The organism is Streptomyces marispadix (genome assembly GCF_022524345.1).
GTDB lineage: Bacteria > Actinomycetota > Actinomycetes > Streptomycetales > Streptomycetaceae > Streptomyces > Streptomyces marispadix.
On record NZ_JAKWJU010000002.1, the window covers coordinates 1,561,405 to 1,581,485 of the forward strand.

Genomic DNA, 20,081 nt, shown 5'->3' on the forward strand with positions numbered 1-20,081 from the left:
CCAGGCGAACCGTCCCTCTCTCGTGTACGCATCGCCCTTCGTGCGCGGGCCGGGCGCCGGTCAGCCGCCCGCCGGGGCAGTGCCCTCCTCGCCGGGGAAGCTCGCGAAGTACGAGGCGGCCATGTCCTCGCCGCCGTAGCCCAGTTCGGCCGCGCGCCGGAACCGTTCGGCACCCGCCGCGGCCACGTCCATCCGCACCCCCGCCTGTTCACCGGCGGCGACGATCAGCCGCGCGTCCTTCTCCGCGGTCGAGACGGCGAAGCTCGGTGAGAAGTCGCGAGAGCGGATCACGTCCGCCTTGTTCCGCAGATAGCCCATGTCGAGGGCGCCGCCCGCCACGGCGTCGAGGAAGCTCTGCGGATCGACTCCGAGGCCGTCGGCCAGTGCCAGCGCCTCCGCCGTGCCGTGGGTGACGGCGAGAACCCAGGAGTTGCAGACCAGCTTGAGCCTTGTCGCCGCTCCGGGCTCCTCGCCGACCCAGACCGTACGGGAGCCGACGGCCTCCAGCACGGGCCCGATCTGCGGCCTCACCCGCTGCGGCCCGGCGGCCAGCATCAGCAACTGCCCGGCCTCCGCGGGTGCGCGCGTACCGAGGACGGGGGCGTCGACGAAGTCGAGCCCGTGCTCCCGGGCGAGTTCGACGAGGGGCGGCAGCCCTTCGACTCCGGCGGTCGTGCACTGCATCCAGACAGCACCGCGACGCAGGCCGGGTGCGGCGGCGCTGATGCTCTGGGCGGTCGCGGGCCCGTCGTGCAGCATCGTCACTACGACCTCGGCGCCGTCGACTGCTTCACTCGGGCTGCCTGCGACAAGGGCCCCGTCCTCGGCCAGAGGCTCGGCCTTGGCTCTGGTGCGGTTCCACACGCGCACGTCGAGCCCGGCACTGCACAGATTGCGGGCCATCGGGGCACCCATGATCCCGGTGCCGAGGACAGCCACGGAAAGCCGCTCAGACATGGGGGCAGGCTAAGGGACTCCGGCCGGCGACGGTGCCGCGGCCCACGGGCGGTGACGGTTCAGACGACCTGGTGGAGCCACCGCACGGGTGCTCCTTCGCCGGCGTAGCGGAAAGGTTCCAGCTCGTCGTCCCAGGGCTTGCCGAGCAACTTGGCGATCTCCGCCTCGAGTTCGCTCTCCCCGCGCGATGCCCGTCCGACCGCGGCACGCAGCCTGTCCTCCGGAATGAGGATGTCGCCGTGCATCCCCGTGACGGCGTGGAAGATCCCCAGCTCGGGAGTCGAGCTGTAGCGCTCGCCCTCGGCGGCGGCGCAGGGCTCGGCCGTCACCTCGAACCGCAGCAGGTGCCAGCCGCGCAGCGCGGAGGCGAGTTTCGATGCGGTGCCGGGGTCGCCCTGCCAGGAGAACTCCGCACGCCATGTACCCGGTGAGGCCGGCTGTCTGATCCAGTCGAGGTTGACGCGGGCGCCGAGCACTCCCGCCACAGCCCATTCGACGTGCGGGCACAGCGCGCGGGGAGCGGAGTGCACGTACAGAACTCCACGTGTCGTCACCGGGACCTCCAGTGCGGTCCGAGGGCGTCCTCGCCGGACTGCCTCGACTACCTGCCGGTCACGCGCCGGGTCGGCGCCTGACCTCCTGCACCACCGGTCACTTCTTCAGCGCCGAGGTTACGAATAGTAAACACCATTGGCGCCAATTCTCCCCGAAAGGGACATGAGGTGACGCGGTGTAATATTTTGCTGTCGCCGAACACGCTTCCTGCCCGTCGGCACGATGCGAAACTCGCAGGAGAGCACGGGGCCAAGCTATCGCGCACCGGTGTACCGCCGGTGACATACGGCCGCACCAACAGCGGGGAACGAGGGGGCAGATGCCGCACAGACGCGGGCCCACGGGTCTCGGCCAGGGCACCGTCGGCCGGATAAGGCGTCGTGGACGGGCCGTCGCCGTCAACTCCGCGACCGTTCTGCTCACCGGATCTCTCGCCCTCACCGCCGGCTGCGGCATCGGTAGCGGAGGCACTACGGGGGAGCGCCCACCCGGCGCCTCGCGCCCCTCTCCTTCCCCCACGCCGCCATGGGAACGGCACCCCGACTCCGTGGCGGCCGTCGGCGACTCCATCACCCAGGGCTTCGACGCCTGTTCGCTGCTCGCGGACTGTTCACGGGTCTCCTGGGTCACCGGTACGGACGCGGCCGTACGGAGCATCGCCGAGCGGCTCATCGACGACGATCCGGCAGGGCATAGCTGGAACTTCGCCGTCAGCGGGTCCGTGATGGCCGATCTGCCGCAGCAGATGGAGCGTGCGGCACGCAAGCGGCCCGAGCTGGTGACCGTGCTCGCGGGGGCGAACGACGCCTGCCGCCCGGCCGTCGCGCAGATGACGCCCGTGGCGGACTTCCGTGCCGACTTCCGCACGGCGCTTCGCACGCTGCACAAGGCACGGCCCAAGGCTCAGGTGTACGTCTCCAGCGTGCCCAATCTGAAACGGCTGTGGTCACAGGGCCGGAACGATCCATGGGGGAAGCGCGTGTGGGACCTGGGGATCTGCCAGTCGATGCTGCGCGATTCACAGTCGGACTCGCAGGCGGCAGAGGAACGGCGGCAGCAAGTACATGAACGGGTGATGGCGTACAACTCCGTGCTGGAGGAGGAGTGCGGCAGATTTCTGCGGTGCCGCTATGACGGGGGCGCCGTCTTCCGCTACCGCTTCACGAAGAGCGAACTGAGCCGCTGGGACTGGTTCCACCCCAGCAAGACGGGGCAGCGGAAGCTGGCCGAGCTGGCGTACCGCGGGATCACCGCACGGCATGGAGAGCGCCCCCGCTAGCTTCGCGGGCCGGTCACGGAGTCCATGGCCAGGTCACGGGCACCCGCGCGCAGGCGTCGGTGCGCCGACATCAGTGCGAAGGCGCCGGTGCGCAGGCGTCTTGCCATGTGCCCGTCCCCCGGCGGGCGTTCGTCCCCTTAAGCAGGCCGGGTCACGCGGACGACCCGGCGGGCATGCGGCGAAGAAGCGCGGCACCACCCATTGACTCCGCTCGCGGGGCATCAATACATTTCGCGTCAGCATTTCGAACATGCGTCGAAATCTCGAACAGCGAACTGTGCGAAGGGCCCTAGCCGTGCGCATCACCGGAATCACTACCCATGTCGTCGGCACCCCCTGGCGCAATCTCACATTCGTTCAGGTCCACACCGACGAGGGCCTCACCGGAGTCGGCGAGACCCGGATGCTCGGGCACACCGACGCCCTGCTCGGTTATCTGCGCGAGGCGGAGGCCAACCACATCGCGGGCTCCGACCCGTTCGCGGTCGAGGACCTGGTACGGCGGATGAAGTACGGGGACTTCGGGCGGGCCGGGGAGATCGTGATGTCCGGCATCGCCTGTGTGGAGACGGCCTGTTGGGACATCAAGGGCAAGGCACTGGGCGTGCCGGTGTGGCAGCTCCTCGGCGGCAGGGTCACCGACCGGGTCAAGGCGTACGCCAACGGCTGGTACACCACCGAGCGCACCCCGGAGGCGTACCACGAGGCGGCGAGGGCGGTGGTCGGGCGCGGCTACCGCGCACTGAAGATCGATCCGTTCGGCAACGGACGGCTGGAGCTTGACAACGATGCCACCCGCTACGCCGTGTCACTGATCGAGGCCGTACGGGACGCCGTCGGGCCGGACACGGAGCTGATGCTGGAGATGCACGGCCGGTTCAGCCCGTCGACCGCCGTACGGCTGGCACGTGAGATGGCGCCGTACCGTCCGGCATGGCTGGAGGAGCCTGTTCCGCCGGAGAACCTCAAGGCGCTCGCGAAGGTCGCGGGAAAGGTCGAGCTGCCGGTGGCGACCGGTGAACGCATCCACGACCGCATCGAGTTCAGGGAACTCTTCGAGTCGCAGGCGGCCGACATCATCCAGCCCGACGTCGGGCATATCGGCGGGATTCTGGAGGCCCGCAAGCTGGCCGCCACGGCGGAGACGCACTACACGCTGGTCGCACCGCACAACGTGGGCGGGCCCGTGCTGACCTCGGCGTCGCTCCAACTCGCGGGCTGCACCCCGAACTTCAAGATCCTGGAGCACTTCAACGACTTCGCCGACTCCGAGATCAAGAAGGTCGTCAAGGGAGCGCCGCAGGTCGTGGACGGTTACTTCGGCCTGCCGGACGCGCCGGGCCTGGGTGTGGAGCTGGACACCGACGCGGCGGCCGAATTCCCGCAGCAGCAGGCCAGGTTCGACCTCTGGGCCGAGGGCTGGGAGAGGCGCGATCCGGCGCACGCGGGGGCCACGCGGGCCGCAGCAGGGCGGGGTGAGCGTCGATGACGGCGGGAGCAGACGGCGCGGCAGCGGCTTCCGCAGGGGCTGACCCCGCGCGGTCTGGCTCGGCTCAGTCTGGCTCGGCGCGGTCCGTCGTGGTCGACAGGCCCGGTGAGCACCGGCTGGTCACCGGGCCGCAGCCGCGGCCCGGCCCCGGCGAGGTGCGGGTCGCCGTCCACGCCGCCGGTGTCTGCGCCAGCGACCGGGAGCTCTACGACGGCACTCGCGCACCCGGTTACGTGCGCTACCCGGTGACGCCCGGACATGAGTGGGCCGGGATCGTCGACGCCGTCGGCGAGGGCACCGACCCCGCGCTGCTCGGGCGGCGCTGTGTGGCCGAGGGCTTCCGTGCGTGTCTGAGCTGCGAACGCTGCCGGGAGGGCGAGACCAGTCTCTGCACCAGCGGCTACGACGAGACGGGCTTCACGCGGCCGGGAGCCTTCGCCGACTGGCTCGTGCTGCCCGCACGGCTGCTGCATCTCCTGCCCGACTGGGCGGATCTGCGGGCCGCCGCGCTGCTGGAACCGGCGGCGGTCGTAGCGGCGGCGGTGCTCGCTGCCGGTCCGCGTGCGGGAGAGCGGATCGCCGTGCTCGGCGCGGGGACGCTGGGGATGCTCGCGGTGCAACTGCTCGCCGCGTACTCCCCCGCCGAGCTGCTGGCCGTCGATCCACGGGCCCAACGCGCCGAACAGGCCCTGGAGTCGGGCGCCACGCACGCCCGCACGCCGCAGGCGACGGACAGCTCGGGCGGCCCGGACGGCGACGACGGTTTCGACCTGGTGCTGGAGACCGCGGGCGCACCCGGTACGGCGCACGACGCCTGCATGCTCGCGCGGCGCGGCGGACGAGTCGTGCTGACGGGCATGTTCGAGGCGGGGGCGCAGGGCATCGACCCCGTGCATCTGTCGGTGAGCCAGTTGACGATCCGTTCGGTGTTCGGGGCGCCGCCCGCGGCGTGGTCGTACGCCGTGCGGGCGTTCGGCGCCGGGCTGCTCGATCCGGCGCCGCTCGTCACCCATGAGCTGCCGCTTGACGGGTTCGGGGAGGCGGTTCGCCTTGTGGGGAGCGGTGATCCCTCCGTCGGGAAGGTGCTGTTGAGACCGTCCATGGACTCGGGGTGAGCGCCGTGCTCGGCCCCGGATTCGGCGCAGGGGTTCGGCGCAGGGGTTCGGCGCAGGGGTTCGGCGCAGGGTTCCGCCGGGTCGCCTGGTTCGGCGGCTGCCCGGGTTCCCAGGAGCCTTGAGCAGCGGGTCCCCGGGCCCAAGGACCGCCTCGCCCCCTTGAGCCGTCATGTCGCCAAGTCGTCAAGTCCCCCGAAAACCGGCCCCGTTGGGCTCCTGCCCCCGTAGCTCACACGATCCCCCAGCCCGCACGATTCCCGAGCCCCGATCCCGCAGCCCCCGACCTCCTGGCGACTTCGACCTCGCCGGGCTTCGAGCCCCGGAGCCTCCGGCTCCCGACCACCGACCCCTACCCCCGACCCCCCGACCGTCAGGAGCACAGTGCACGCCTCATCCACCGACCCGCCCCCCGGGCCGCCCCGTCGGCCCGGCGCACACGCCCTGGGGTCCCTCGGTCTGGACGCCCCCGCCCCCGATCCGGCCGACGCCTCCGCGCACGCCTTCCCCGACGGCGGCACCTGGCGTACCGAAGTCCCCTCCTGCGAGGGGCCCGAGGCGGTCGCCACCGTGCTGAAGGAGGCGGCCTCCCTCGACGTACCCGTGCACCGCATCAGCCAGGGCAGCGGCATATGGATGCTGACCGACGCCCAGATCACGGAGATGGCGGGCGCATGCGCCCGACACGACGTGGAGCTCTGCCTGTTCACCGGGCCGCGCGGCATCTGGGACGTGGGCGCCTCCACCCGTACGCCCTCCGGCGGCGGCGGTCTGCGCGCACGCGGACTGGACGCGGTCGCCGGGTGCGTGGAGGACGCACTGCGCGCGGCCGAACTGGGCGTGCGCTGCCTGCTGGTGGCCGACGAGGGCGTGCTGTGGACCCTGCACCGGCTGCGTGCGAGCGGCGAACTGCCCGCCGACACCACGCTGAAGGTCTCCGCGCTCATCGGCCCGGTCAACCCGGCCTCGTACAGCGTGCACGAGCGTCTGGGAGCCGACTCGCTCAACGTCCCCTCCGATCTGACGCTCGCGCAGATCACGGAGATACGCCGCGTCAGCGCCGCCCCGATGGACTTCTATCTGGAGGCGCCCGACGACCTCGGCGGCTATGTACGGATGTACGACGCCGCCGAGCTGATCAGGCGCGGTGCACCGCTCTACCTCAAGTTCGGGCTCAGCAACGCGCCCGGCATCTACCCGTACGGCGCGCACCTGCGCGACGTCGCCCTCGACAGCGCACGTGAGCGGGTGCGCAGGGGCAGGCTCGCGCTGGATCTGCTCGCGCGGCTCGGCGCCGACGGCGGCATGTCACCGCCGGGATCACGACTGCCCGGCACGCTTCAGCGTTTCCCCCTCCCCGAGAGGAACTGACACATGGGAACCCAGCACATCCGCACCCGTACACCTGCCGGTTCGCGGCAACGCCGGCGGCGCAGCGCACCGGTCGCCGCGGTCGCCGCCGTAGCGCTGCTGACCGCGTCGCTCGCCGCCTGCGGCCAGGAGGCGAAGGGCGGCAGCCGCTACAAGGCCGAGAAGGGCAAGGGCGGCACCGTCGGACTGGCCATGCCGACAAAGTCGTCCGAGCGCTGGATAGCCGACGGCAAGAACATGGCACGGCAGTTCAAGGCCGCCGGCTACAAGGCGGATCTCCAGTTCGGCGACGACAAGGTCGAAAACCAGGTCGCCCAGATCGAGAACATGATCGCCAAGGGGCACCGGCTGCTCGTGGTCGCCGCCATCGACGGCTCGGCGCTGACGGACGTGCTGCGCCGAGCCAAGGAAGCCGACATCCCCGTCATCTCCTACGACCGGCTGCTGCTGGGCACCGAGAACGTCGACTACTACGCCTCGTTCGACAACGAGCGCGTCGGCGAACTCCAGGGCGGCTACATCGTCGACAAGCTGAAGCTCGACGAGAAGAAGGACGAGAAGTTCAACATCGAGCTGTTCGCGGGCTCCCCCGACGACAACAACACCAAGTTCTTCTGGGACGGGGCGATGAAGGTGCTGCGCCCGTACATCAAGAAGGGGCAGCTCGAAGTACGCAGCAAGCAGACGAAGATGAACCAGACGACGACGCTGCGCTGGGACGGCGGCACCGCGCAGAAGCGCATGGACGACCTGCTGAGCAAGAACTACGGCTCGGAGGAGGTCGACGCGGTCCTCTCCCCCTACGACGGCATCTCCATCGGCATCCTCTCGGCGCTCAAGAGCGCGGGCTACGGCACCGACGACAAGCCGTACCCCCTGGTGACCGGTCAGGACGCGGAGTTGGCGTCCGTGAAGTCGATCATTCGCGGGCAGCAGACGCAGACCGTCTACAAGGACACACGCAAACTCGCCAAGCAGGCGGTGCAGATGGGCGACGCGGTGCTGACCGGGAAGAAGCCCGAGGTCAACGACACCAAGACCTACGACAACGGCAAGAAGGTCGTCCCGTCGTATCTGCTGAAGCCCGTGAGCATCGACAAGTCCAATACGCAGCGGCTCGTCGACGACGGCTACTACACGGCTGGGCAGCTCAAGTGACGGCCCCGGCAGAGCAGTCGGCGCCGGCGGAGGCCGGCGGCACCGTGCTGGAGATGCGCGGCATCACCAAGACCTTCCCCGGGGTCAAGGCGCTCTCGGACGTCAACCTCACGGTGCGCGCCGGTGAGATCCACGCGGTCTGCGGCGAGAACGGCGCGGGCAAGTCGACGCTGGTGAAGGTCCTCAGCGGCGTGCATCCGCACGGGAGTTACGAGGGGGAGATCCTCTTCGGCGGCGAGCCCTGTGCGTTCAAGGACATACGGGCGAGCGAGCAGCGCGGCATCGTGATCATCCATCAGGAACTCGCCCTGGTGCCCTATCTCTCCCTCGCGGAGAACATCTTCCTCGGCAACGAGCACGCCGTCCGCGGCGTCATCGACTGGGGGGAGACCCTGCGTCGGGCGGACGCGCTGCTGAAGCGGGTGGGTCTGCCGGACAAGCCCCAGACGCGCATCGCCGACATCGGCGTGGGCAAGCAGCAGCTCGTAGAGATCGCGAAGGCGCTGTCGAAGGAAGTGCGGCTGCTGATCCTCGACGAGCCGACCGCCGCGCTCAACGACGAGGACAGCCGCAAGCTTCTGGAGCTGATCGGGGAGCTGCGCGCCCAGGGCATCGCCTGCATCGTCATCTCGCACAAGCTGAACGAGATCCGCCAGATCGCGGACTCCGTGACGATCCTCCGCGACGGCCGCACGATCGAGACCCTCACGGTGCGCGAACACCCCGGCGACGAGCCGGAGATATCCGAGGACCGCATCATCCGCGGGATGGTGGGCCGCGATCTGGACCAGCGCTTCCCGCCGCGCACCCGCTACGAGGGCGAGGACGCGGGAGAGGTCGCCATGGCGGTGTCGGGCTGGACGGTGCGGCATCCCATCGACCATCAGCGCAAGGTCGTCGACGATGTCTCGCTGGAGGTGCGGCGCGGGGAGATCCTCGGCATCGCCGGGCTGATGGGCGCGGGCCGCACCGAGCTGGCGATGAACGTCTTCGGCCGCTCCTACGGCGTCTACGAGAGCGGAACCGTCTCGGTGGGCGGCCGTGAAGTCTCCGTGCGTACCGTCCCGGAGGCGATCTCGCACGGCATAGCGTATGTCACCGAGGACCGCAAGACCTATGGGCTCAACCTCATCGACGACATCAACCGGAACATCTCCCTCGCCTCGCTCGGCGGGCTCACCCGGCGCGGTGTCGTCGACGAGCACGAGGAGCGGCGCGTCGCCGAGCGCTTCCGGCGGTCGATGAACATCAAGGCGCCCACGGTCCATGAGCAGGTGCAGCGGCTCAGCGGCGGCAATCAGCAGAAGGTCGTGCTGAGCAAGTGGATCCACGCCGAACCCGAGGTGCTCATCCTCGACGAGCCGACGCGCGGCATCGACGTCGGTGCGAAGTACGAGATCTACGCCGTCATCGACAAGCTCGCCGCTGACGGCAAGGCCGTCGTCTTCATCTCCTCCGAACTGCCCGAACTGCTGGGCATGTGCGACCGCATCTACACGATGTCGGCGGGGCGGCTCACCGGCGAGGTCACGCGTGAGGAAGCGACTCAGGAGCTGCTGATGCGGCACATGACCGAATCCCTGGACACCGGGACGACAACAGGCACCACCAACCCTGCCGACGGCACGAGTGACAAGAGCTGAGGGCCGACCATGACATCGACAGACACCTCCACTCAGTCCGGCGGCACGGCGGGGCCGCCTGCCGGTCCGGGCACCGAATCCGGGTCCGGGTCCGGGCGGCCGTCCGCGGGTGTGCTCCTGCTGGACGCCGTGCGCAACAACGTCCGCCAGTACGGCATGCTCGTCGCGCTCGCGCTCATCGTCGTGCTGTTCCAGATATGGACCGACGGTTCGCTGCTGCTGCCCAACAACGTCTCCAACATCGTCCAGCAGAACAGCTACATCCTCATCCTGGCCATGGGCATGATGATCGTCATCATCGCGGGCCATATCGACCTCTCCGTCGGTTCGCTCGCCGCGTTCGTGGGTGCGGCAGCGGCGGTGATGATGGTCAAGCACGACATGCCCTGGGTGCTGGCGCTGGTGCTCTCGCTGCTGATCGGTGCCACGGCCGGCGCCTGGCAGGGCTTCTGGATCGCCTACGTCGGCATTCCGTCGTTCATCGTGACGCTCGCCGGGATGCTGCTCTTCCGCGGCGGTACGCAGATCCTGCTGGAGGGCCAGTCGATCGCGCCCTTCCCCAGGGGCTTCCAGGAGATCGCCCAGGGCTTCATCCCGGAGATGGGTCCCTACACGCAGTACCACAACCCCACCCTCCTCATCGGCCTCGTCGTCATCGCCTTCGTGCTCGTCCAGGAATGGCGGGACAGGCGGCGGCAGTTGGCGTACGAGCTGGAGGTGCTGCCGTTCAACCTGTGGGTGCTGAAGTGCACGGCGATCGTGGCCGCCGTGGTGGCCTTCACGCTGACGCTGGCCAGCTACCACGGTGTGCCGGTCGTGCTGCTCATCATGTGTGTGCTGCTGATCGGGCTGGGCTTCGTGATGCGTAACGCCGTCATCGGACGCCATGTGTACGCGCTGGGCGGCAACAAGGCCGCGGCCAAGCTTTCGGGCGTCAAGGACAAGCGGGTCACGTTCATGGTGTTCGTGAACATGGGGCTCCTGGCGGCGCTCGCCGGCTGTGTGTACGCGGCCCGTCTCAACGCGGGCACCCCTCAGGCGGGCATCAACTTCGAACTGGAGGCCATCGCCGCGGCGTTCATCGGTGGCGCTTCGATGAGCGGCGGCGTCGGCACCGTGCTGGGTGCGGTCATCGGCGGTCTGGTCCTCGGCGTACTCAACAACGGCATGTCGCTCGTCGGCATCGGCACCGACTACCAGCAGGTCATCAAGGGGCTGGTGCTGCTGGCGGCGGTCGGCTTCGACGTATGGAACAAGCGGAGGGTCGGCTCCTAGCGTCCGCTCGCTCCGCTCGCCGACTCCCGTACCCGGGCCGCGAGTTCACCGGACTCGAAGTCCACCCGGGACCAGGAGCCCCGAGTCGGCTACGGCACGACGCACGAGGGCCGCACGGCATCGCCGCGCGGCCCTCGTCTCTGCGTCACTGCGCGCACCGTCACCGCGCGCACGGGAGACGCACGCGCAGCTCAAGCGTCAGACGACGCCGATGCTGACCTCGATGTTGCCGCGGGTGGCGTTGGAGTACGGGCAGACCTGATGTGCCTTCTCCAGCAGGTCCTTGGCGGTCGCCTCGTCGACGTTGGGTATGTGCGCCTCCAGCGCGACCGTCAGACCGAAGCCGCCCTCCGGGGTGGGGCCGATGCCGACGCGGGCCGTCACCGTCGAACCCGAGATGTCGGCCTTCTCCTTACGGGCCACGACGCCGAGCGCGCTCTGGAAGCAGGCGCTGTAACCGGCGGCGAAAAGCTGCTCGGGGTTGGTGCCCTGGCCGCTGCCGCCAAGCTCCTTGGGCGGGTTGACCACGACGTCGATCTGGCCGTCGTCACTGGCGACCCGGCCGTCGCGGCCGTTCTCGGCCGTGGCCACGGCGGTGTACTTGACGTCGACGGACTGGTTGGACATGGAGGGTCCTCACTGTTGGAGGGAGCCTGCCGGGGCGCTCACGCCCGCGACCACGGTGCACGGCACCCGACGCGGCTCCTGGTGTACGTAAGTGGTGTGCGCGCACATCGGTGGTGTGCGCCGTACGGTTGTCAGTCGGCGAGACCGACGATCATCTTGCCCGTGTTCTCCCCCTTGAGCAGCCCCAGGAAGGCGTCCACAGCGTTCTCGAAGCCCTCGACGACCGTCTCGCGGTACTTCAGCTCCCCCGAGCGGATCCAGCCGGAGACCTCCTCGAAGAACTTCGGCATCAGGTCCTGGTGATCCATCACAAGCATCCCCTGAAGACGCAGCCGCTTGCCGATGACCATGGCCAGGTTCCTCGGCGCAGCGGGCGGTTCAGTGGCGTTGTACTGGGCGATCATGCCGCAGATGGTGGCGCGGCCGTGCACGTTGAGGGAGCTGATCGCCGCCTCCAGGTGGTCGCCGCCGACGTTGTCGAAGTAGACGTCGATGCCCGACGGGGCGGCCTCCTTGAGCTGCTTCGCCACAGGGCCGGACTTGTAGTTGAAGGCCGCGTCGAATCCGTACTCCTCGGTGAGGAGGCGGACCTTCTCGTCCGAGCCGGCGCTGCCGATCACCCGCGAGGCGCCCTTGAGCTTCGCGATCTGCCCGACCTGGCTGCCGACGGCACCGGCCGCACCCGAGACGAAGACGGCGTCGCCCTTCTTCATCGACGCGACCTCCAGCAGACCGGCGTACGCCGTGAGGCCCGGCATGCCGAGCACTCCCAAGTAGGTGGTCAGCGGGGCGAGTTCGGCGGAGACCTTGGTCACGTGCTTCGCACGGGGCGTGGCGAACTCGCGCCATCCCAGGTCGTGGAGCACATGGTCGCCGGGGGCGAACCCCTCGGCCTCCGAGGCCACGACGATGCCGACCGCCCCGCCGGACATGGGCTCGTCGAGCTTGAAGGGCGGCACATACGACTTCACATCGTTCATCCGGCCGCGCATGTACGGGTCGACGGACAGATAGAGGTTGCGGACCAGGATCTCTCCCTCGCCGGGCGCCGCGACCGGCCCCTCACGAAGCGCGAAGTCGCCCGGGACGGGCCAGCCTTCGGGCCTGGAGACGAGGTGCCATTCGCGGCCTGTCGCGGGGAGGGATTCGGGCGAGCTCATGTGGGGGCCTCTCGACGGATATGTTTCAGGTTCTGAAACAACCCTGCACCTTGATATTTCAAGTTGTCAAGCAAAGAGCTAGACTTCCCCCATGGCCCCCCACACCTCCGCCGGTACCCGCAAGCTCGACCCCGACCCCGTCACACGGGAGGTCGTCGACCTGATCGGCACGGTCGTCGCCCGCTACCACGAGGAGTACGAACTGGCCGCCGCCGACCACTCGTTGACCGGCGCCCAGGCCCGCGTACTGGCTCTGCTGGCGCGCGAGCCGACGCCGATGCGCCAGGTCGCCCGTGCGCTGAAGTGCGAGCCGTCCAATGTGACGGGGATAGTGGACCGCCTGGAGTCGCGCGGCCTGGCGGTGCGCCGCTCCGATCCCGCGGACCGGCGGGTGAAGCTCGCCGCGGCCACGGACGACGGCATAGACCTGGCACACAGGCTCCGGGCCGCCCTCGGCTTCGCCCGCGAGCCGCTCGCCGAGCTCACCCCGGTCGAACGGACCCTGCTGCGCGACCTGTTGCAGCGCATGCTCGGCGAGGAGGGCACGGACGAGGGCGCGGGAGACGACCCGCCCGGGACCGGCTGACTACAAGAGCAGGACGGCACCGGCCGTACACCGGCACGGCCCCGGACCGGTCGAGCAGATGGCCGGGGTACGGACGAGCGGTGGACGGGCGGTCAGCCCGCGAACGCCGCCTGCGGCAGCCCCTGCCCGGCCCCCGGCAGCACGAGCAGCGAGCCGGCGAGCGGATGTGCCGTGGGATCGGCTCCCGCGCTCGCCGTCGTGACATACAGGTCCCGTAGCCCCGGGCCTCCGAAGGCGCATGCCGTCGGACGCGGCACGGGCAGCCCGACCGTCCGGTCCAGCCTGCCGTCCGGGGTGTAGCGGCGCACGGCGGCGCCGTCCCAGAGCGCGACCCAGACGCAGCCGTCGGCGTCGACGGTCAGCCCGTCGGGATAGCCCGCGCCCTCCTCGATCTCCGCGAACGTACGGCGCCCCGAGACGTCCGCGCCCGAACTCCCCTCCGCCGCAGGCACGTCGAAGACGTCGATCCGGCGCGTAGGGGTGTCGTTGTAGTACATCAGCGAGCCGTCCGGGCTCCAGCCGATGCCGTTGCTGACCGTGACCTCCGGCAGCACGGTCACCGCGGCGCCGTCCCCGGTCAGCCGCTTGAGGTCGCCCCCTCCGGCCCGTTCGGCGTACGTCATCGAGCCCGCCCACAGCGCACCGTCGGGGGCGACGGCCGCGTCGTTGCCCCGGCGGCCCGGCACGACCTCGCGGTGCAGCCAGGAGAAACCGCCGTCCGGCCCGTACAGCCCGACGCCGTCACGCAGATTGACGACGAGACCGCCGCCCGCCCTGGGCTTGGCAGCGCCGACGTGCTGTTCGGTCGCCATGACCGTACGGGCGCCGTCGGACGGATCGTACGTATGCACACGGGAGTTGAGGATGTCCACCCAGATCAGCAGCCCGCGTGCGCCGTCCCAGGTGGGACCCTCGCCGAGCCACGCCGGCGTACGCACCGCCACCGCCACCTCTGCCCCTGCCGACTCCCGCACGCCGCTCATCCCTTCCTCCGCTCGCCGGGGCGTCCGTTTCGCCCGCGTCCGCCCCGCGCGTCCGTCGTCTGCGTGCCCCATGCCGTCACGGGGTGCGCGTCCTGTCGTACGTACGTGTCACGGGAGCGCCCGTCAACGGTGCCCGAGCCTGCCCGACAGCTCCACCGCGCCCTTGACCGCCAGGCCCTCCAGCTCCTCCCTGCGCTCACGGCTCCAGCGGACCGTGGGCACCGAGATGCTCAGCGCCGCCACCGCCTTGCCGCCCGAATCCCGTACGGGCGCCGCCACGCAGCTCACATCCGGATTGGACTCCTGCTGCTCCACGGCGACTCCGCGGTCGCGGACCAGCGCCAGCGCCTCGCGCAGCGCCTCCACGGACGTGATCGAGTCGGGCGTCATCGCGGTCAGAGGCCCGGCGTCCGCGAGCAGCGCCTCCAGTTCGTCCTCGGGCAGCGAGGCGAGCAGCATCTTCCCCACGGCCGTGCAGTGGGCCGGAAGCCTGCGCCCGGCGGCGGAGACCATGCGCACGGCATGGGTGCTGTCGACCTTCGCTATGTAGATGACGTCGAGTCCCTCCAGGACGGCCACATGCACCGTCTCGCCGCAGGTGTCGGCGACGCTGCGCGCCACCCGCTGCCCCTCGGCGGCGAGATCGAGCTGCTCGGCGTAGCGGCTGCCGAGCTGATAGCCCCGGACTCCCAGCCGGTAGCGTCCCGGCCGGTCCGGAGGCTGTTCCAGATAGCTGCGGGCGGTGAGCGTCGTCACCAGCTCGTGCACCGTCGTACGGGGAAGCTGGAGCTTGCGGGTGATCTCCGGGGCGGAGAGGGTCCCGTCGCAGTCGAGGAAGAGTTCCAGTACGTCCAGGGCCCTGGTCACGGCCGGCACGAGACGACCCATGTCCCCCCGCCCTCCCCTTGCTCGCTTCGCGCCTTGAGCGCACCGACGCTGGTTCGAAATACCGACAAGTGGTCGGCATCGCGAACAGCCTAGTCACGCCCCCGCGGCATCGACAATGCTCAGGCGAAGGGCCCTCCGGTGACGGCCGGGGCCGCTGCGCGCTCTTCCTCGGACGCGCGGTCTTCTTCGACGCGGCGGCCTTCTTCGTGCCGGACGTCTTCTTCGCCGCGGCGCCCGTCTTCTTCGAGGCGGCGGTCTTCTTCGCGGGCTTCGAAGCCCCCGCCTTGGCCGTTCCGGACTTGGCCGCCGCCTTCTTCGACGCCGTACCGCCCGTGGCCGCGGCCTTCTTCCCGGTGGTCTTCTTCGCCGCCGCCGTCTTCTTCGACGTACCCGAGCCCGCCTTGGTGCCCGCCTTCCTCGCGCCGCGCTGCCTCGACAGCTCGTGCACGGTGGCGTCCGGCGCGACCGCGGCGGCGCCCTCTCCCCTGGACTGCCTGGCCGCCTGCACGCTGCTCTCCAGCACCGCCATCAGATCCACGACCTGGCCCTTGCCGGTCGCGGCGGCCGCCTCCTTGCCCGCCGCCTCGGTGTCGACCCCTTCGAGCTTCGCGGCGACCAGTTCCTCCACCGCCGACCGGTACTCGTCGTGCAGCTCCGACCAGTCCAGATCCCCCAGCGTCTCCATCAGGGTGTCCGCGAGGTCCAGCTCGGCGTCGCGGATCGTGACGTCCTCCTCGGGCGCGACGCCGCTCGCGGAACGGATCTCCTCCGGCCAGAGCATCGTGTGCAGGGCGAGCACGTTCTCGTAGACGCGCAGCAGGCCCAGGCTCTCCCGGCCCCTCATCGCGAGCTTGCCGACGGCCACCTTTCCGGAACGCTTCAGCGCCTCCCGCAGCAGCGCGTAGGGCTTGGTCGCGGAACGGCCGTCGCCGGCCAGGAAGTACGAGCGGTCGAGCTGGATCGGGTCCACGTCCTCGGCGGGCACGAAGCCGAGTATCTCCACGGTCTTGGCCGTGGGCAGCGGCAGCGCCGCGAGATCGGCGTCCGTGAGCTGGACCGTCGTACCGTCGCCGGTCTCGAAGCCCTTTCCGATCTCCTCGCGCGGCACCTCGCGCTCCTCCAGCTCGCACACCTTGCGGTAGCGGATGCGCCCGCCGTCGGCGGTGTGCACCTGGTGGAAGGAGACGCTGTGGCTCTCGGTGGCCGAAACCACCTTGATCGGTATGGAGACCAGCCCGAAGGAAATGGACCCTTTCCAGATGGATCGCATGGTTCGTCCCTTCTATGGGACTCTCAGGGTATGCCGTACACGGAGGTCGAGGGCCGCCGTCTCGCTCTCAGCAATCTCGACAAGGTGCTCTATCCGGCCACCGGATTCACCAAGGGTGAGGCACTTCACTACTACGTGACCGTCGCCGAGGCGCTTCTCCCCCACCTGCGGGGCCGCCCCGTCTCCTTCCTGCGGTATCCCGACGGCGTGGACGCCACAGCGTTCTTCGCGAAGAACGTGCCGCCCGGCGCCCCTGACTGGGTGACCGTCCACGAGATCACCACGGTCAGCAGCGAACCCCTGCGGCAGGTGCTGATCCACGACCTCGCCACCCTCGTATGGGCGGCGAACCTCGCCGGGCTGGAGCTTCACACGCCGCAGTGGCGAGTGGAGCACGAGGCGCGGGCGGACCGGCTCGTCTTCGACCTCGACCCCGGTCCCGGTGCCGGGATTCTGGAGTGCCGCACCGTGGCGCTGTGGCTTCGGGAGCGGCTGGCGTCGGACGACATCACTGTGCTCCCCAAGACCTCCGGCGGCAAGGGTCTGCATCTGCTGGCACCCATCGAGGTCACGCCGTCCTCGACGGTCTCCGCGTACGCGAAGAAGGCCGCCTTGGAGGCGGAGTCGGCCATGCCGGAGCTGGCTCTGAGCCGGATGGCCAAGGCGCTGCGCCCCGGCAAGGTCTTCGTCGACCACTCGCAGAACGCCGCCGCGAAGACCACCGCCGCCCCCTACACCCTCCGCGCCAAGCAGCGTCCGAGCGTCTCGGCGCCGGTCACGTGGGAGGAGCTGACGGCGGCGAGGACGGCGGAGGAGCTGGTCTTCGTCGCCGACCAGCTGCCTCTGCGGCTGGAGCGCCACGGCGATCTGATGGAGCCGCTGCTGGACCCCGAGCTGGCGCGCCCCATCCCGGGCGCCTGAGAACCGGGCGCCGCGCGAAGGCGACGGCGGGCACGCGAACGGCGGGCGGGCCGGAAGCTGTATTCCGGCCCACCCGCCGTCGTGGTTCTCCCCCGTCGTGGTTCTCCGCCCGGACGCTCGTACGGACTCCACACGCTGCCCGAACTCGCGCCCGCGCAGGGCTACTTGCTGCCCGAGCCCCAGTCGTCGTCCATCGGCGTGCGGTGGTCGCGGAGCGCCCGCACCCGTTCGTTCACCGACTCCGGCAGGCGGTGCCCCACCCTCTCCGTCACGACTCCCGCCGCCTTCGAAGCTGCCTCACGGCCGGTCTGCGCTGCGCTCTCGGCGGCGTTGCGCACCGCGGGGTTCTCGGCCAGCCGCTGTGCCGTCTGCCGCAGCCGCTCGTAGCGCTCGCGGCCGGCACGCGTACCGAACACGTACCCGACGGCCAGTCCAGCGACGAACGTGAGCCGGTAGCGCATGGCTCCACCCTTCTCTCGGATCTCTCGGGACTCTCCGGTCCCCTCGGTCTTCCCGGCGGCCAAGGAGGCCGCGCCGATACCGATTTCGGAGTACCCCCTGGCATGCGCTAATGTATGCGCGCGGCGAGGGAACGCGGTCCATGGCCGAGTGGGCGCGTCCGAGCAGCACATTCCCGTGTAGCTCAATCGGCAGAGCAGCCGGCTGTTAACCGGCAGGTTACTGGTTCGAGTCCAGTCGCGGGAGCCACGGAAAGAGCCCTCCTCGGGGCTCTTTTTCTTTGCCGGGGAAGTCCGTCGGGGCACTCGGGAACCGATCACCGGGTACCCGAAGTCCTCCCTCCCGTACGGCACCACCCGGCAGGGGCGGGAGATCGTATGAGCAGCTATGCTGCGGCAGACGCGGCGCGCACAGATGTGCGTGACCCGGCGAACGGGGCGGTAGCTCAGCCGGTTAGAGCAGCGGACTCATAATCCGTCGGCCGTGGGTTCGAGTCCCACCCGCCCCACTCACATGCCCGCACCGTAAGAGGTGACGGTGCACGGGCCGGCTTCACCGCCGGGCCCGGTGCCGAGCGTTCGGCCGGTCTCGGGGTCCGCGGCGGCGATCCCCTCCACGACCCGGGAACGCGGCTTCTGCCGCCAACTGTGCGGACACTACGGGCACTTCACGGGCCCCGCCCCGAACGCTCGCCGGACGCCCGGCAAGCGGCTATGACTCGGCGGGGCCTTCGGTCGTCGCGGTGGAGGCACGCGGACGGCGGCGGGCGCGGCGCACGTAGAAGACGTTCCAGGTGCTGAGGCCGGCCAGGGCGGCGATCATGAGGGCTTCGCTCAGGGCGACCACCGCCGCGGCCGGGAGCGTGTACACCATCGGGATCCGCAGCGCGGCCTCCAGCAGCAGACCGGAGCCCCAGACGCCGGAGCAGACCCGGTGGCCGCGGCGGACGCGCGGGTTCGAGCGGTACTGCTCCTGGAATTCGGCGGCGCGGGCCGGGTTGAAGCTCTCGGCGGCAGCCAGGGTGAGCGGGCGGCCCCATGGGACCGTGGCGAGGAAGACCAGCCCGATCGCGCCGGTCGTGAACGAGTTCTTCAGCAGAAGGAACTCGGTGTCGCCGCTGACGAGGGTGAGGACCGTGCCGACGCCGAAGGCGACGAGCATGACCGTGGCGAAGACGTTCAGGGTGCGTTCGCGCAGCATGCCCCATGCGACGCGCAGCGCGGCGAGAGCGGTGGCGGTCAGCAGCGCGGTGCGGTCGCCGGCTCCCGACAGGTGCGGGACGTAGAACCCCGCCAGCGGGAGGCCTATGTCGGGGATCAGGGAGCGGAGCAGGGCCAGGGGCCGGACGGTGGCGATGGGTGCGGCGCCTTCGTGCTCAGTAGCCGTCGCCGCGGCGGCATCGGCGGCTTCCGTGGACTCCGGGGCGGCGGTGGCGTCAGGGGTGAGGTCCTCGGCGGCGTCGCGGGTGTTCGTCGGGCTGGACATGGCTACCTCCGGTCTCGGCGCTGCCTCGCACGCTGGCGTGCCGACGAAGGACCGAAGGCGGTACCTGGCCTCCCCCGTCACGGCCAGCTTTTCAGGTCGCATGTATGGGAAAAGACGCTAGCAAGTCAACTGACCGGAATCAACGCGGCTTTCGGCCCCCGGATTCGCCGAGCAGCCGGTCCAGATGGCCGTCCATCAGCGAGACCACCTCGTCCGCGGTGTGGGTTCCGAGATGGAAGTGGGTGCGCAGGCCGTCCGCGAGCGCGATCAGCAGCCCCGCCTCGGCGCGGGCGTCGCGGTCCGGGGAGACGTCGCCCGCCTGTACCGCCAGCGCGATCTGGCCCTCGAGCAGCCCGCGCAGTGCGGCAGTCCGCTGCCGTACGTGCTCTCGCAGGGTGTCGTTGCGCGCGGCCTCCAGCAGGAAGTCGATGTTCAACAGGCTTCCCACGCGGGCGTCTTCGTCGATGGGCAGCATCTCCAGGGCGATGGCGCGGAGCCTGGCCCTGTGGTCCGTGCCGTCGACGGCGATGAGCCGCTCGGTGACGCGCTCCACGTTCTTACGGCTCATGAACTCCATGGCGAAGACCATCAGTTGCTGCCTGTTGACGAAGTAGTGCTGCAACTGCCCCAGCGAGATCCCCGCCTCCGCGGCCACCTCGCGCAGGCTCACCTTCTCCAGTCCTCGCACCCGCGCGACCCGCCACAGCGCCTGGGCGATCGCCGTCCGGCGCGCGTCGTGGTCCACCTGCTTCGGCACATCCGCTCCTCGGTCGACGGGTTATCCAATACATACGACTGGCCTGCACGCCATCGTAGGGGCGTCAGCCGATACGGGTCCGCCCGCGGCAGGCTCCACGGCGGGC

General features: G+C 70.1%; 18 protein-coding genes, 2 tRNA genes and 1 pseudogene. 11 read left to right on the forward strand and 10 right to left on the reverse strand.

Annotation, left to right across the window (positions count from 1 at the left end; all coding sequences use genetic code 11):
- Positions 1–60: 60 nt before the first annotated feature.
- The gene (locus MMA15_RS06710) at positions 61–957 is read right to left on the reverse strand and encodes an NAD(P)-dependent oxidoreductase (protein WP_241058159.1); all 897 of its coding nucleotides are present in this window, start codon (positions 955–957) and stop codon (positions 61–63) included.
- A gap of 59 nt (positions 958–1,016) precedes the next feature.
- Entirely contained in the window at positions 1,017–1,511 is a 495-nt protein-coding gene (locus tag MMA15_RS06715) for a DUF3145 domain-containing protein (RefSeq protein ID WP_241058160.1), read from the reverse strand.
- A gap of 320 nt (positions 1,512–1,831) precedes the next feature.
- On the opposite strand from MMA15_RS06715, the gene MMA15_RS06720 reads away from it, so the two are divergent.
- From MMA15_RS06720 to mmsB, 7 genes are all read left to right on the forward strand, one after another.
- The gene (locus MMA15_RS06720; RefSeq protein WP_241058162.1) at positions 1,832–2,791 is read left to right on the forward strand and encodes an SGNH/GDSL hydrolase family protein; all 960 of its coding nucleotides are present in this window, start codon (positions 1,832–1,834) and stop codon (positions 2,789–2,791) included.
- Positions 2,792–3,086: 295 nt separating this feature from the next.
- Positions 3,087–4,280 (forward strand): mandelate racemase/muconate lactonizing enzyme family protein, encoded by a 1,194-nt coding sequence (locus tag MMA15_RS06725; RefSeq protein ID WP_241058163.1) that lies wholly within the window; start codon positions 3,087–3,089, stop codon positions 4,278–4,280.
- A gap of 89 nt (positions 4,281–4,369) precedes the next feature.
- Positions 4,370–5,395, forward strand: coding sequence for a zinc-dependent alcohol dehydrogenase (locus MMA15_RS06730; protein ID WP_241058165.1), 1,026 nt, complete (start codon positions 4,370–4,372; stop codon positions 5,393–5,395).
- 381 nt (positions 5,396–5,776) lie between these two features.
- Positions 5,777–6,763 (forward strand): hypothetical protein, encoded by a 987-nt coding sequence (locus tag MMA15_RS06735; protein WP_241058167.1) that lies wholly within the window; start codon positions 5,777–5,779, stop codon positions 6,761–6,763.
- 3 nt (positions 6,764–6,766) lie between these two features.
- Positions 6,767–7,921: a multiple monosaccharide ABC transporter substrate-binding protein gene (gene chvE, locus MMA15_RS06740; RefSeq protein ID WP_241058169.1), complete on the forward strand. Its 1,155-nt coding sequence runs from the start codon at positions 6,767–6,769 to the stop codon at positions 7,919–7,921.
- Between the two features lie 53 nt (positions 7,922–7,974).
- Positions 7,975–9,564 (forward strand): multiple monosaccharide ABC transporter ATP-binding protein, encoded by a 1,590-nt coding sequence (gene mmsA / locus MMA15_RS06745; protein WP_241063047.1) that lies wholly within the window; start codon positions 7,975–7,977, stop codon positions 9,562–9,564.
- Positions 9,565–9,573: 9 nt separating this feature from the next.
- Positions 9,574–10,839: a multiple monosaccharide ABC transporter permease gene (gene mmsB, locus MMA15_RS06750; RefSeq protein WP_241058171.1), complete on the forward strand. Its 1,266-nt coding sequence runs from the start codon at positions 9,574–9,576 to the stop codon at positions 10,837–10,839.
- 198 nt (positions 10,840–11,037) lie between these two features.
- On the opposite strand, the gene MMA15_RS06755 is transcribed toward mmsB, so the two are convergent.
- Both MMA15_RS06755 and MMA15_RS06760 read right to left on the reverse strand, forming a co-directional pair.
- On the reverse strand, positions 11,038–11,466 hold the full coding sequence (locus MMA15_RS06755) for an organic hydroperoxide resistance protein (RefSeq protein ID WP_241058173.1): 429 nt from the start codon (positions 11,464–11,466) through the stop codon (positions 11,038–11,040).
- A 131-nt stretch (positions 11,467–11,597) separates the two neighbouring features.
- Positions 11,598–12,626 carry an NADP-dependent oxidoreductase gene (locus MMA15_RS06760; RefSeq protein WP_241058175.1) on the reverse strand — a complete coding sequence of 343 codons (1,029 nt, stop codon included), beginning with the start codon at positions 12,624–12,626 and terminating at the stop codon, positions 11,598–11,600.
- Between the two features lie 91 nt (positions 12,627–12,717).
- Here MMA15_RS06760 and MMA15_RS06765 point away from each other — a divergent pair, with 91 nt between their 5' ends.
- Entirely contained in the window at positions 12,718–13,212 is a 495-nt protein-coding gene (locus MMA15_RS06765) for a MarR family winged helix-turn-helix transcriptional regulator (RefSeq protein ID WP_241058176.1), read from the forward strand.
- A gap of 92 nt (positions 13,213–13,304) precedes the next feature.
- Here MMA15_RS06765 and MMA15_RS06770 read toward each other — a convergent pair whose 3' ends face one another.
- The 3 genes and pseudogenes from MMA15_RS06770 to ku form a co-directional block, all read right to left on the reverse strand.
- On the reverse strand, positions 13,305–14,195 hold the full coding sequence (locus MMA15_RS06770) for an SMP-30/gluconolactonase/LRE family protein (protein ID WP_241058177.1): 891 nt from the start codon (positions 14,193–14,195) through the stop codon (positions 13,305–13,307).
- 123 nt (positions 14,196–14,318) lie between these two features.
- The gene (locus MMA15_RS06775) at positions 14,319–15,083 is read right to left on the reverse strand and encodes an IclR family transcriptional regulator (RefSeq protein WP_241058179.1); all 765 of its coding nucleotides are present in this window, start codon (positions 15,081–15,083) and stop codon (positions 14,319–14,321) included.
- 565 nt (positions 15,084–15,648) lie between these two features.
- A pseudogene (ku, locus tag MMA15_RS28160) lies at positions 15,649–16,353 on the reverse strand (non-homologous end joining protein Ku); the annotation flags it as partial.
- A gap of 30 nt (positions 16,354–16,383) precedes the next feature.
- On the opposite strand from ku, the gene ligD reads away from it, so the two are divergent.
- On the forward strand, positions 16,384–17,274 hold the full coding sequence (ligD, locus tag MMA15_RS06785; protein WP_241058181.1) for a non-homologous end-joining DNA ligase: 891 nt from the start codon (positions 16,384–16,386) through the stop codon (positions 17,272–17,274).
- A 161-nt stretch (positions 17,275–17,435) separates the two neighbouring features.
- On the opposite strand, the gene MMA15_RS06790 is transcribed toward ligD, so the two are convergent.
- On the reverse strand, positions 17,436–17,735 hold the full coding sequence (locus MMA15_RS06790) for a YtxH domain-containing protein (protein WP_241058183.1): 300 nt from the start codon (positions 17,733–17,735) through the stop codon (positions 17,436–17,438).
- Positions 17,736–17,906: 171 nt separating this feature from the next.
- On the opposite strand from MMA15_RS06790, the gene MMA15_RS06795 reads away from it, so the two are divergent.
- A tRNA-Asn gene (locus tag MMA15_RS06795) sits at positions 17,907–17,982 on the forward strand.
- Positions 17,983–18,167: 185 nt separating this feature from the next.
- Positions 18,168–18,241: transfer RNA gene (locus MMA15_RS06800), tRNA-Ile, on the forward strand.
- Positions 18,242–18,444: 203 nt separating this feature from the next.
- On the opposite strand, the gene MMA15_RS06805 is transcribed toward MMA15_RS06800, so the two are convergent.
- Positions 18,445–19,218, reverse strand: a complete 774-nt coding sequence (locus MMA15_RS06805; RefSeq protein WP_241058184.1) for a VC0807 family protein — start codon at positions 19,216–19,218, stop codon at positions 18,445–18,447.
- Positions 19,219–19,357: 139 nt separating this feature from the next.
- Positions 19,358–19,975: a TetR/AcrR family transcriptional regulator gene (locus tag MMA15_RS06810; RefSeq protein ID WP_241058185.1), complete on the reverse strand. Its 618-nt coding sequence runs from the start codon at positions 19,973–19,975 to the stop codon at positions 19,358–19,360.
- Positions 19,976–20,081 lie beyond the last annotated feature (106 nt).